Source organism: Herbidospora daliensis (assembly GCF_001570585.1).
Lineage (GTDB): Bacteria > Actinomycetota > Actinomycetes > Streptosporangiales > Streptosporangiaceae > Herbidospora > Herbidospora daliensis.
In genome coordinates this window covers 381,968-395,197 of sequence record NZ_BBXF01000005.1, presented here as the reverse complement: position 1 = coordinate 395,197, position 13,230 = coordinate 381,968, and the positions used below count along the sequence as shown (strand labels likewise).

Here is a 13,230-nt window from a genome sequence, read left to right as displayed (position 1 = left end):
TTCGTAGGGAGGTTATATCGGGATATCAAGATTCGCCTAGAGTCGTTTGGAACGTTTTCGAGAGCCACATATGTAAAATTAAGGGGATAAAAGGCGGCGTGTAATTGTTTCTGCAACTACCTGAATGCATGGCCGAAAAGGATGATTGCTCCGATCATTGTCCGAAATCTCGGCGCCTACGGCTGACGGCCCAGACCCGCTTCCCTGGCCTGGACGATGGCCTGCGCCCGGTCGGCGACCCGGAGTTTGGCGAACACGTTCGACACGTTGTTGCGGACCGTCTTGGGGGCCAGGAACAGGCGCTCGGCGATCTGCCGGTTCGACAGTCCGGCCGCGATCAGTTCGAGCACCTCCCGCTCGCGGGCGGTGAGCTGCGGGAACGGCTCCGCCTCGGGGACGACGGGCAGACGGGCGAAGAACCGGGTCACCCGTGAGGCCAGCGCGGGGCCGAAGATGACCTCGCCGCTCGCGACCGCCTTGATGGCCCGCAGGATCTCGGTCTGGTCGGCGCCCTTGACCAGGTAGCCCCGGGCGCCCGCGCGCATCGCGGCGAACACGGTCTCGTCGTCGTCGTGCATCGTCAGCACCAGCACGCCGATCTCCGAGGTCTCCGCGACGATTCTCTGCGTCGCCGTCACACCGTCCATGACGGGCATGCCGAGGTCCATCACGACCACCTCCGGGCGCAGGCCGAGGGCCTTCTCGACCGCCTCCCTGCCGTCGGCGGCGGTGGCGACCACGTCGACCTCGCCGGTCGAGGCGAGCAGCATGCGCAGCCCGTCGCGGTAGACGGGATGGTCGTCGGCGATCAGCACCCGGGTCACGCGGGCACCGCCAGCGGCAGGACCGCGTGGACCCGCGTCCCGGTGGCGCCGGCGGTGACGGTGCACCGGCCGCCCAGTTCCTCGGCGCGTTCGCGCATGGTCAGCAGGCCCACTCCCGGCACGCCCCCCGTCTGTCCCGCACGGCCCAGTCCGCGCCCGTCGTCGACGATCTCCACCTCAAGTGTCCCGCCGGTCGCGATCAGCCGCACGTCGCAGCGGCCCGCCCGCGCGTGGCGGGTCACGTTCACCATCGCCTCGCAGCCGATCCGGTAAGCCGCCACCTCGGCCGCCGCCGGGAGCCTGGTCAGGTCTCCCGCCGTCGTGACCACGATCGACAACGACCCCTCGCCGAACCGTTCGGCCGCGTGGCGGAGGGCTCCCGCGAGGCCGAACTGGTCGAGCGCCGGCGGGCGCAGGTCGTGGACGAGCCTGCGCACGTCGGCCAGGACCGTCGACAGGTCGCCGCGCACCTGGCCCAGCGCTTCGCGGGCCAGCGCCGGGTCGCGCTCCATCAGGTTCCCGGCCGCCTCGACCTTCAGCGCCGCCGCCGCCAGCGTCGGGCCCAGACCGTCGTGGAGGTCGCGGCGCAGCCGCCTGCGTTCCTCCTCGACCCCGCCGACCAGGCGTTCACGACTCTGCTGCAACTCCTCGGTGAGCGCGGTGGCCCGCACGGCCGCCGCCGCCTGTCTCACCACGTCGGCGAGCAGACGCTGGTCGGCCTCGGCCAGCCGGGCCCCGGCCCGGGGGACGAGGGTCAGCCGGCCGATCTCCACGTCGCGGTAGGCGAACGGCAGCACGACCACCCCGTCGTCGCGCCTGGCGCCGTGTTCGACGGCCACCACTCCGCCGCCGGAGCGGTCGAGCTCGACACGTACATAAGGAGACCGGAACGCCGACGCGACCGCCGAGGCGACCGCGAGCAGCAGTTCCTCGGGGCCCGCGCTCTCCTCCAGGCGGCGGGCCAGCGCCGACACCACGTCGTAGGGCTCGCCGCGCAGCAGCCCGCCGACGCGCTTCTGGATCCACGACCGCAGCGGCGCGTAGAGCACGGCCACCACGCCCGCCGCCAGGACGGCCGCCATCGGCTCCTCGACCAGGGCGCTCATGCCCGCGAAGATCGCCACGTCGACGCCGACGACGGCGGCGGCCAGCGCGCCGTAGACCAGCGTCCAGCCGAGGACCGGGTCGATGTCGTAGAGCCGGTAGCGGCCGACCGCGATCAGCACCGCCGCCGCCAGCGCGACGGTCCCCGCCACGAACACCACGTCGGCGGGCAGCCAGCCGGCCACCAGGGGAGCGGCCAGCAGCACCACGTTGAGCAGCCCGGCCAGCAGCATCCACCGCAACTGCGCCCGCCGCTCACGGCCCGCCCCGCCGAACCGGACGGCGAACGCCGCCACGGCCACCACCAGCGTCACCACGATCAGCACCGGCGCGAGGCCGACCAGCGACCGCCACACGTCGTCGGGCAGGTCGACCAGCGGCGGGTCGAGACCGGGCCACGGGCCGCCCGGCTCGATGACATGCCACGGGACGGTCAGGAAGACCAGCACCGCGAACCCGGTCCCGCCCAAGCTCAGCCAGGCCGGACGCCGCCAGCGGGCCGACGGCAGCCTGCCGTCGGGAAAGAACAGCAGGACCAGCGGCGGCACCAGATTCATCAACGGCCCCAGCCGCGCCCCCGCGTAGAAAGCCGGCGCGGTGAGCGGCAGCGCCCCGCCGTGGCGGGTCAGCGAATAGGCCGCCCACGCCGCCCCCAGCCCGTTGAGCGCGCTGACCAGCCCGCCCCCGAGCAGGACCCACGTCATCGCGTGGCGCGGCAGCCGCAGCGCCAGCACCGCCCCCGCGAGCGCCAGCGCCACCGCCGGCACGGTCGACGACCACGGCGAAAACGAGATCGGCCCCGGCCGGGTCACCGCCCCCGTCGCGATCTCGGCCCACGTCGTCGGCACGGCCGCGATCAGGCAGAACGCCGCGATCGCGAGCGCGGCGAGGGTGGAACGCGAGACGGAGGACAACATCCGGACAGCGTGGCACAGCTCCGGATCCGCCCGGCAGGGACCGGCGCCCCGACCAGGTCGGGACATTTCTCCGGTCTCCGCTCCCTGGGCGCCCGGGACGCCCGGCCGGAACGGTGGCCTGCATGGAAACCACCCTCACCACACCGGTCCGCACGTCGGGCCTGCTGCTCGCCTTCGGCGCCACCGCCTGGGCGATCGGCACGTTCATCGTCGGCGACGACATCTACCAGGGCATCCAGACCCTCGACACGGTCACCGGCATGCTCTTCGTCGTCGGCGTCTTCGCCTGGATCCTGACGGTGTCGAAGCAACGCCTCGCGGGCGACGGGGTGGCGCGCTTCATCCCGTACACGCTGATGGTCACCCTGCCCTGCGCGTTCCTGCTGAACGCCCTCTCCTTCGGCTACGCCAGGCACGAGGACTTCCCGCTCTGGCTGGCGATCCTCGACGCGAGCTGGCCGCTCAGCCAGCTGCTCCTGCTGGTGCTCGGCGTCGTGATGGCCGCCGGGAAGCGGCTCGACGGGGCGCTGCGCTGGCTGCCGCTGCTGGCCGGCATGTGGTTCCCGGTCACGATGGCCGCCTCGATCCTCGGCGGCGACACCGTCAGCACGATCGTCAGCGGCATCTGGCTGATCGGCACCTTCGGGGTGCTGGGCGTCCTCGTCGCCGCCCGGCCCCACCTCCTCCGTTAGAACTTGCGGCCGTAGAGACGCCCTGGCCGACGGGGATGTGCCGTGTCATCGAGCGATCCGCGCGAGTGCCCGATCGAGTTCGGCAGAGCCCCGGCCGCGGGCGGCGACGTGTCCGTCGGGACGCACCAGCAGCCATCCGGTCGTTTCGGCAGCGGGCTGCGCACAGCGCAGCCCGAGTTGTTCGGCGGCCAGCCCGTCGACGGGGTGGACCGCGGGGGTCGGCCAGGCCTTACTCCGCCAGACGTCCAGTGACCCAGCCGCCGTTTCGGTCATGGCGACCAGCAGGGTCCAGCCGGGCTCGCGCAGTGCGGCCAGCACGGGCTGCCAGCTGGGATCCCGGGCATCGGCCCGCCGCACCTGGGCGAGGCGCTGCCCGGGCCGGGGCCCGGTGCGGGTGGTGTCGCCGTCGTGCACGGTCAGCGGGCTGGTCGGATAGGCGATCGCGAGCCCGGACATGCCGCCCAGAAAACCCTGGTTGACAGCGTGGAACAGCGGCGGCAGGGCGCGCAGGGTCGCGAAGACCGCCGGCAGGTGCTGATCCACGGTGGAGTTGCGAAGGTTGACGAGTGCGGTGGCCATCTGTGTGGTGGACAGCAGCGCCTGCCCGACCGGCACCCGCTCGGCGCTGTAGCTGTCGAGCAGCGCCGCTGCTCGTTCGACGGACAGTTCGCCGCGCGTCGCGGCGGCGAGTTTCCACGCGAGGTTGACCGCGTCCTGCAGACCGGTGTTCAGGCCCTGCCCGGAGGCCGGCGAGTGCACGTGGGCGGCGTCCCCCACCAGGAAGCATCGAGAGGGCCGTCCGACACCGGCGCGGGACTGCATGACGGGCACCGCGCGCTGCTGGATGGTGAACACCGATACCCACGACGGGGTGGCGACGGTGACTTCGCGGCCCAGCCCGCGGCTGAGTTTTCCGGCGAACCGTTCGGCCACGGCGCCGAGATCGCCGTCGTAGGCGACGTCGACGGTGTCGAGCAGCCGCCACCGTCTGTCCCCGACGAGCGGGAAGATCATGACGGTCTTGCCGTCGGCGCGGATCCATCGGATCCGGTCGTGCTCAAGCGGCTCGGCGAAGTCGAGTTCGGCGTCGGCGATCAGCCAGGTCTCGCTCGATTCGCCGGTCAGGCGCACACCGAGCTGGTCGCGTACCACGCTGTGCCCGCCGTCGGCGCCGACCAGCCACGCCACCTGACCTTCTTCGAGCGTGCCGTCGGCATGCCGCAGCCGCACCGTGACCGCTTCCGGGTTCTCGGCGAGTTCGATCAGCCGCGCCCCCCACTCGACGCTCACCCCGTGTGCCGCGAGCGCCTCGCGAAGCAGCTCCTCCGTGATCACCTGGTCCAGGAACCACACCTGGTCGAAGCGGGTCGCCTGGGTCGTGAACGTCGCGTCCATGCTGGCCAGCTCGGCACCGTCGGCGTAGAAGGCGATTCCTCGGCCCGACACCGCACGCGCTTCGAAAGCCTCATAGAGCCCGACCTGATCAAGCACCTCGATGGTGCGGGCGTGGATCGCCGCCGCCCTGCTCGTGGTCGCAGGGCCGTCAGCGGCGTCGATCAGCCGCACCGGAACCCCCCGGCGGACCAGCTCGTAGGCGGTCATCAGTCCCGTCGGACCGGCTCCCGCCACCAAGACGCCATCCGTCATCCGTTGCCCCCTCCAGCGGTAACCGTCAACTCAATTGACGGTTAGAGTAGGTGTCGAAGGAGGCGCCATGCAACCCGAACCCCGCCCTCACCCGGACGGCCCGCTTTCGAACGACGACGTCTGGCCGGCGACAGCGGCGCGGCCGCCGCTGGCAGTGCTGTTGCGCGACGGCTTCCGGTGGTTCACCGACCGACTCAACGCCACGGCCGTCGAGGACGGTGAACCTCCCATCAGCGCCGCCGCCGCAATGGTCGTCTCCTACCTGCGCCCCGAAGGCAGCCGACCCGCTGAGATCGCCCGCGCCATGGGCGTCAGCCGCCAGCACATCCACACCATTTCTCGTGAACTCACCGACGCCGGAATCCTGGCCGTTCTGCCCGATCCCGACTCCAGGCGCGACCGCCTGCTCGTCCCCACCCCCGCCGGAGAACAGCGCCGCCGTCGCGCACTGGTTCACTTGGCAAGCCTTGAGGAGGAGCTCGCCCAGCGTCTCGATCCCGGCGAATTCGGTCAGCTTCGTGAGCTTCTCACCCGGCTGTGGAGCCTTTCCGCTGAAGATCTCCCGTCCCGCGCCGAGCAGAGGTGACCCGCTCTCGAACGGGGGTCCACCAGCACGGCTGATGACCGCCCACGACTTGGGCCCCGGGAATTTCCCGGAGCCCAAGTGTGTGTCCTACCAGGACGGCGCGCTCATCGGCGACCCGCGTGCAGCTGCGTCACCTGCTCCGCGCTGAGCTCGTAACCGTACAGACGGAAGTCGTCGATCAGGCCGTCGAACCGTGAGTCGCCCCAGCTCGTCCCGCCGATGAAGTTGGCCGTGGTGTTGCCGCCCACGCCCACGTCACCGATGCTGATGGTGAAATCGGTACGGGTGGCCTGAAGGACACCGTTGAAGTAGATCTTCCCGGTCGAGCCGTTCTGCGTGAACGTCACGTGCGTCCACGCGTTGAGCGGCAGATCCTTGCCCGCTCCCAGCAGGAGCCGTTCCTGTGTGGCCACCCCAGGCGCCTTGAAGGTGGCCCCGAACCCGGTGGTTCCGCCGCTCGTGGCCGACTGGAGCAGGAAGAACGTGTCCGTGCTGCTGCCGATCTGGACCAGCGGCACCCAGCTCGGCAGCGTGTCCGGGCGTGCCCAGAAGGACACGGTGAACTGATTGGTCAGCCCTGCCTCGATGTTGTCGGGCAGCCGGACCTCGTTGCCCGAGGTCGCCGCACCGCCGGGCAGGTTCACCGCGGCACCGTAACGGCCGGCCGTGTTCCACGACGTCGTGCCCAGCAACGTCGCCGCCCCGATCGACGACTTCGCGCCGGTGTTCCCGGCGGTGGTGCCCGCGCCCTCGTCGAAGGTGTACCGGACCGAGACGCCTTCGTTGTACATCCCCGCGACGTCCGCCGCGGTCAATGCGGAGGTGTACAACCGGACATCGTCGATCAGACCGTCGAACGCCGCGTCGGGATATCCGTTGCGGCCCAGCCAGTTGTCGGCCGTCGGGCCGACTTCGGTCATTCCGACGGTCAGGTCGGTACGCGTCGCGACGACCTGTCCGTTGAGGTACAGCGTGCCGATCGGGCCCTGGCGGGTGAAGGCGACGTGGTTCCACTGGTTGGCGGCCACGTCCTGTGCCGGGCTGGCGTAGACCCTCTCCTCGGGGCCGGTCTTGCCCTTGAAGGTGACGGCGAGCCCGGTGCTCCCGCTCGCCTGGGTCTGCATCTGGATCTGGTAGTAGCTTCCGGCCGAGCCGAGCCCGTCACCGATGTGGAACAAGCCGGTCCAGTTGTTCTTCACATCGGGGCGCACCCAGAGCGCCGTGGAGAAGTTCGCCGCGCCCTGGAGCAGGTTGTCGGGCAGATCGACGGCGTTGGCGGTGCTGCCGCCGGGCAGGTTGACCGCCTTGCCGAGCACGCCGTTGGCAGACCAGCCGGTGGTTCCCGTCAGGACGGCGGCCCCGGCCGAGCCCGCCGTGCCGGTGTTGGCGACGGTCGTGCCCGTCCCCTCTTCGAACTCGTACCGGATCGGGACACCGGTGGCCGGCGGTGGCGGGTTGTCGCCCACGATCACCAGGTCGTCGATCATCAGGCCGCCGGCGGTGCCTCTCAGGGTGAGCACCTGGGAAGCCGTCGCGGCGGTGAAGGTGGCGGCGTACGTGCCGTAGGCGGCGGTCGACGGCAGGGCCGTCGTGGCGGTGAGTGTCGCGTTCAGGCTGCCGATCGACAGTGTTCCCGTCGCCGCGGCGCTCCCGGACGTTCGGGCGTCGCGTGCGTAACGCAGCGAGATCCGGTAGGTGCTTCCAGGGGTGAGATCGCTGACCGTGCGGCTGACAGTGCCGGAGCCGCCCAGAGCCAGCTGGTATCCCGTGTAGCCGAGGCCACCCTGACCGGTGGCGTTGCCGCGCACCAGCTGGACCTGGCTCGCCACTGCCCAGGGCACCATCCGGGAGTTGCCGGGGGCGACGTCGACGGTGGCCGGGGGGTTGTTGGTACGCCACTCCGCGGGCAGCCGCGGGTACTCGAACTGGTCGACCACCCGCGGGTTCAGCTGGGTCATGACCACCGAGGGGTCGATCTTCACGATCTTCGCGACCGATGGGGTGCCGGTGTTGTCCCAGATGAACAGCATGTACGAACCGGGCGGTGCGTAGTTGCCGTTGAGCGGCGCGGTGATGTTCACCGTGCCACCGGACTGGCTGAAGGCGAGGTCCTGGAAATTCTGGTCGTTGTTGAACCCGTGCGTCACGGAACCGTTGCGGACCAGCGTGACCCGGGAGACGGTGCCGGTCGCCGTGATCGGGAAGGCGCCGTTGTAGCCGATCTTCTGTGGTGCGGCGCTGATCACCGGTCGCGGGGCGGCCTGGTTGCCGTTGAACAGGTATCCCGGCGAGTAGTACTCCACGTCGGTGTAGTTGCGCGGACCGGGAGTACCGCCGCCGCCGACCATCACGCGGCCGTCGGGCAGGAGCAGGGCCGTGGAGTGGTAGAGCCGGGCCCGCTCCTGGGGGATGATGACCTCGGTCCAGTTGCCGGTGACCGGGTCCCAGATTTCGGGGTTGGTGACGTACCCGCCGTTGCCGTTGTTCTCCCGGCCGCCCCCGGTGACCAGCACCCTGCCGTCGGGCAGGAGCGTCGAGGTCGCCCAGTGGCGCTGGTACTTCATCGGCTGGGTCGCGGTGACGACCGGGTTGGCGGTGCCGCCGGTGATGTCGACGACGAAGCCGGCGCGAGCGCCATCCGGGCCGCCGCCATTGGCCCACCAGCCGCCGCCGACCTGGAGGATCTTGCCGGGGCGGAACATCGTGGCGGTGGAGGTGGCGCCGACCGGGTTGCCGTTGGCGCCCTGGTTGGCGATGCCTGACGGCAGGGTGCCGCGGAGGGTCAGTTGGCCGGTGCCGCCGTTGCCGGCGGGGTTCAGCTCGAACATCTGCGTGCCGCTGATGTTGAACAGCGTCCCGGTCGTCGGGGCGACGAACGCACGCGGGTACCACCAGCGGTTCTCGTCCGCGCCCGCGTGGTCGTTGCCGCCGTCGCCGTAGGCGGCCGGGCTTCTGGCGCCGTCGAGCTTCTTCCAGCCCGAGCCCTGCTCCGGGGTGTAGATCTCCGGAGTGAGGACCCCGCGCCCGCCGGGCCCGCCGGTGAGGCTGCCACCCTGAACGACGACGTCTCCGTTGGGCATCGTGGTGCCCGTCGGGTACCACCGGGGGAAGTTCATGGGCGCCTCGTTCTGCAGCCCGTTGTTGGTGGAGTAGCTCGTGACGCCGATCGCGCCGTCGTTGGGCGCGTTGCCGCCCATGCCGTCATCGCCGCCGACCGTCATGGTGGAGTGGTCGTGCGGGCTCTGCACCTGCATGGCGCAGAACAGATCGGTGTACGTGGTGTTCGGGAGGATGCCGCTGCGCAGGTTCGCCAGCGTGCGCGGGGTGGCCGGATCCCAGATGTCGACCTCCATCTGGCCGCCCTGGGTGACCGCGTCGTTGCCGGTCCAGTCGTAAGGCGTGGTGTCGTTCCCCCAGCCGCCGACGCTCCCGAACGACTGCACCCTGCCGTCGGAGGTCAGCGCCATGTTGATCGGAACCAGCGGCCAGGGCGTCACGCCGCTCCAGGCGCCGGCCTGGTCCTTGACCGGCGGCGAACAGTCCGCGGCCAGCAGTTTGGCGGCGTAGGCCAGACCGTTCTTCATCTGAGCGCGCATGTACGCCTCGGAATAGGCGGTGCCCTCGTGCCCCATGGACGTATACCAGGACCGGCCGGAGTCGATCTGCTGGCACCAGGTGACCGGGTGCATGGTGCCCTGCCGGCCCATGCCGTACGAGGTTTCGTCAGCCTCGATCAGGGTGCGCACCCAGGGAGCCGGGTTGACGACCCAGTCGTACCACTCGTCGCTGCGGGTGACGCTGGTCGTCACGCCCTGCGTGAGCGGGTGGCCGGTGTCCTTCACGAACACGCGGCCCGGCCGGACCCCGGGATTCTCCGGGTGCCCTTCGGAAACGGCGCCGACGAGGCGGGCGTAGAACGGGTTGACGTCGTGCTCGCTCTCACCGACCGACCATCCGGTGTAGTGCAGGCCCATGAAGCCGCCGCCACCGCGGATGTAGCTCTCGAGCGCGGCGCGCTGGGCCGCGTTGAACAGCACGCCACCGGTTTGGGCGAAGACCACGGTGTCGCGAACGGCGAGGTTGGCGGTGGTGAAAGCCGCCGGGTCGTCGGTCTCCTGGATGTCGACCGGCTGGCCGTATTGGGTGCCGAGCTGGGCGGCCAGGTCGCGCACGGCCTGCCGCGCCTGCACATTCGAGGCGTGGAAATTGGGCTTGTAGAACAGCAGGATGCTGAGCCGCCCGTCGTCGTCGGGGGCGGCGAGGGCTGGGGTGGCGGGGGCCACCAACCCGGCGACGGCCACCAGCACTGCGACGAACGCCGCGGTGGCCCGGCCGGATAAGCCTCTGGACAGTCGGCCGAAACGAGGGGAGAGGTGGGAACGGGCAGACCTGAGGGGCGCTTTCATAGGGATCCCTTGGGGCTGGCTGGGGGGTGGGGGAGGAGTACGAACCAACCACGGCGCCCTGACGGTATGTCGCACGGAATGCAGCGTCAAGAACTACGTCCACCCACATGAATCGATCTGTCGATCGATTCGCATATGTGAAACGCATCTATGAAAATGCTCAGCCTCGGCCCTGTATGGAGTTCGGGCCTGCCAAATAGCCGGCGGGTAGCCAGGCCCGTCATTGCCTGATGCGCCGGCGAAGCCATGCGGGAGGGCCGGATCGGCCGACGGCCGGAGTGGTTCGTGCCAGGTCGGCGCCTGGCGGGCCGAGGTGCCGCGGCTGCCGGTTGCAGACCGGCTGGGACGGCGATCGCGGAAAGCCACGGGAACAGGTGACCGTTCCGCGCCGCCGCCGTCCGTAACCGGTAGCGCTCCTGGTCGCATCGCAGCAGCACGTGCGCCACTGCCACGACCACCGCCTCGGCCGAGGTCGGCACTGGTGGTCGTTTAGCTGGACGTCGGCCCGCCGGATCGATTCCGGGGGCCTACCTCGCCGGCGGCCGGGTTCTCATCGCAGCTCGGCGATGACGGTCTTCAGCTCGGTGTAGTCGTCCAGGCCGAAGGACCCGAGCTCGCGTCCCCAGCCCGACTGCTTGAAGCCGCCGCGAGGGAGCGTGACATCGTCCGCGTGCCACGTGTTGAGCCACACGGTGCCGGCCCGCAGGCGGGCGCCGACGCGGTGCGCCGTGCCGATGTCCCTCGACCAGACACCCGCGGCGAGCCCGTAGACCGTGTTGTTCGCCGCCGCGACCACCTCGTCCTCGGTGTCGAAGGGAAGCGCCGTCACGACCGGGCCGAAGATCTCGTCGGTCTGCACCGCCATCTGCTCGTTCACCGAGGTGATGAGCGTCGGCGACACGAAGAAGCCGCGATCGCCGACGGCGTCGGCGCTTCCCGCGTTCAGCACGGCGCCTTCCTTCAGCGCGCCACGGATGTAGCCCAGCACCTTCTCGTGCTGCTCCCGGGAGACGAGCGGCCCCATCTGCGAGGCCGGGTCGAAGCCGTCGCCCACTCTGATCGCGCGCGCGGCCGCGGCCACTCCTTCGACGACCTGGTTGAAGACACCACGCTGGACGTAGAGGCGCGACCCGTTGACGCAGCACTGCCCCTCGTTGAAGTAACCGCCGAGCACGGCGCCGGCGATGGCGGCGTCGAGGTCCGCGTCGTCGAAGACGATGTTGGGAGCCTTGCCGCCGAGCTCGAGGGAGACCTTCTTGAGGTTGCCCGAAGCCGCGGCCGCGATCTTCTTGCCGACTTCGGTGCTGCCGGTGAACGCGACCTTGTCGACACCAGGGTGGTCGACCAGCGCGGCCCCGGTGTCACCGAAGCCGGGCAGGATGTTCACGACACCGGCAGGCACGCCTGCCTCCAGCAGGAGCTCACCGAGGCGCAGCGCCGTCAGCGGCGTCTGCTCGGCCGGCTTGAGGATGACGGTGTTGCCCGCGGTGATGGCCGGGACGATCTTGAAGCAGGCCATCAGCAGGGGGAAGTTCCACGGCACGATGCCCGCGACGACGCCGACCGCCTCGCGGCGGGTGTACGCGTGGAACTCGCGCCCCGGCACGGACATCGGGATGGTCGTGCCCTCCATCTTGGTCGCCCAGCCCGCGAAGTAACGGAAGAGCTCAGCGGAGACGGCCACGTCACCGTCCCGGGCCGCTTCGACGCGCTTCCCGTTGTCGAGCGCTTCCAGCTGGGCGAACTCGTCGCGATGGGCATCGATGAGGTCGCCGATGCGCCACAGCAGATGGGAGCGGTCACGCGGGGTCATTCTCGACCACGGGGACGGGGACTCGAACGCCGTGCGAGCGGCCACGACCGCGCGATCCACGTCCGCGGCGGACGCCTGCGCGACCTCGACGAGCAACTCCTCGGTCGACGGGTTGACGGCGGCAAACGTTCTCCCGTCCTTCGCGTCCACCCATTCGCCGCCGATGAGCAACCGCTTGGGCGAGGAGAGGAACGATCGGACGGCTGGCAGGAGCAGGGAGTTCTCGTGGGACATGACGGCCTTCCATAGACAGGCGGGACTACTTGATGATCGACACTTTCGACCAGTCGAGGGTGAGGGTGACGGCGATGACGATGATGACGCCGTAGAGGATCTGTTCGTAGGCGGACGGCACCCCGACGATCGGCAGCCCGACCCGGAGCAGCGTCACGACCAACGCGCCGGCCAGGCTCCGCCACACGCTGCCGTGGCCGCCGGTGATGGCGGTGCCGCCGACGACGATCGCCGCGACCGCCGGCAGCAGAAGGTTGTCGGCCATCGTGGGACCGCCGCTGAACTGGCGCGAGACCAGCATGATCGCGGCGAACCCGGCGCCGGCGCCGGAGACGACGAACGCGCCGATCTTGACCAGGTCAACCGGTGTGCCGGCCAGCCGCGCGGCTGATTCGGAGTACCCCGTAGCCGAGATCCAGCTGCGCAGCGGGGTGAGCCTCAGCGCCAAGGCGATCAGAGCGACCACGACGAGGGCCATCACGAAGGACATCGGCACGTAGCCGCCGACGTACAGCTCGAGCCACTTGACCGTCGAGTCGTCCACCACCCGCACGGTGCCGGCGCCGGAAACGACGAGGGCGACGGCGGACAGGATGCTCATCCCGCCCAGGGTGACGATGAAAGACGGTATCCGGAGCAGAACATGCGCCACCCCCTGCACCGCGCCGATGGACGCCGCGGCGAGGATGACCGCGGGTGTGGCCAGGCCACCGAGATGCGGCAGCCAGAGGGCCAGCAGGACGGTCGAAAGCGAGGCCACCGCCGCGATCGACAGATCGATCCCTCCGCAGAGGACGATCAGCGTCGCCGCCGCGGCGAGCACGATGAGGGGCGCGGCCGTACGCGCCACCGCGGTCAGGCTCCGCTGCGTCAGGAAGCCCGGATCGGCGATGGCCAGGGCGACCACGAGCGCCAGCAGGGCGATGAGCGGCATGAATCCGGTGAGCCGCCGGCCCAGGCGAGGGCCGCCATCACCGGTTGCGGCCTCGGCGGCCGGCTTCAAGGCG

The 13,230-nt window shown here is 70.3% G+C and carries 8 protein-coding genes; 2 read left to right on the top strand and 6 right to left on the bottom strand.

What is annotated here, in order from left to right:
- Positions 1–176 precede the first annotated feature (176 nt).
- A complete protein-coding gene (locus AW274_RS25075; RefSeq protein ID WP_198169399.1) occupies positions 177–824 on the bottom strand; it encodes a response regulator transcription factor in 648 nt (215 codons plus the stop codon).
- A complete protein-coding gene (locus tag AW274_RS25070) occupies positions 821–2,845 on the bottom strand; it encodes a sensor histidine kinase (RefSeq protein ID WP_062436835.1) in 2,025 nt (674 codons plus the stop codon). Before AW274_RS25070 ends, AW274_RS25075 begins: the two co-directional genes overlap by 4 nt.
- A gap of 122 nt (positions 2,846–2,967) precedes the next feature.
- Between AW274_RS25070 and AW274_RS25065 the strand changes: the two genes are divergently transcribed.
- Positions 2,968–3,537 carry a hypothetical protein gene (locus tag AW274_RS25065; RefSeq protein ID WP_062436834.1) on the top strand — a complete coding sequence of 190 codons (570 nt, stop codon included), beginning with the start codon at positions 2,968–2,970 and terminating at the stop codon, positions 3,535–3,537.
- A 45-nt stretch (positions 3,538–3,582) separates the two neighbouring features.
- On the opposite strand, the gene AW274_RS25060 is transcribed toward AW274_RS25065, so the two are convergent.
- Complete coding sequence (locus AW274_RS25060; protein WP_062436833.1) at positions 3,583–5,184, bottom strand: FAD-dependent oxidoreductase; 1,602 nt, start codon at positions 5,182–5,184, stop codon at positions 3,583–3,585.
- A gap of 67 nt (positions 5,185–5,251) precedes the next feature.
- Here AW274_RS25060 and AW274_RS25055 point away from each other — a divergent pair, with 67 nt between their 5' ends.
- Positions 5,252–5,770 (top strand): MarR family winged helix-turn-helix transcriptional regulator, encoded by a 519-nt coding sequence (locus tag AW274_RS25055; RefSeq protein WP_062436831.1) that lies wholly within the window; start codon positions 5,252–5,254, stop codon positions 5,768–5,770.
- Positions 5,771–5,874: 104 nt separating this feature from the next.
- Here AW274_RS25055 and AW274_RS25050 read toward each other — a convergent pair whose 3' ends face one another.
- From AW274_RS25050 to AW274_RS25040, 3 genes are all read right to left on the bottom strand, one after another.
- Positions 5,875–10,077 (bottom strand): LamG-like jellyroll fold domain-containing protein, encoded by a 4,203-nt coding sequence (locus AW274_RS25050; RefSeq protein WP_198169397.1) that lies wholly within the window; start codon positions 10,075–10,077, stop codon positions 5,875–5,877.
- A 649-nt stretch (positions 10,078–10,726) separates the two neighbouring features.
- The gene (locus AW274_RS25045; RefSeq protein WP_062436830.1) at positions 10,727–12,223 is read right to left on the bottom strand and encodes an aldehyde dehydrogenase family protein; all 1,497 of its coding nucleotides are present in this window, start codon (positions 12,221–12,223) and stop codon (positions 10,727–10,729) included.
- 25 nt (positions 12,224–12,248) lie between these two features.
- On the bottom strand, positions 12,249–13,226 hold the full coding sequence (locus AW274_RS25040; RefSeq protein ID WP_198169396.1) for an ABC transporter permease: 978 nt from the start codon (positions 13,224–13,226) through the stop codon (positions 12,249–12,251).
- Positions 13,227–13,230: the final 4 nt, after the last annotated feature.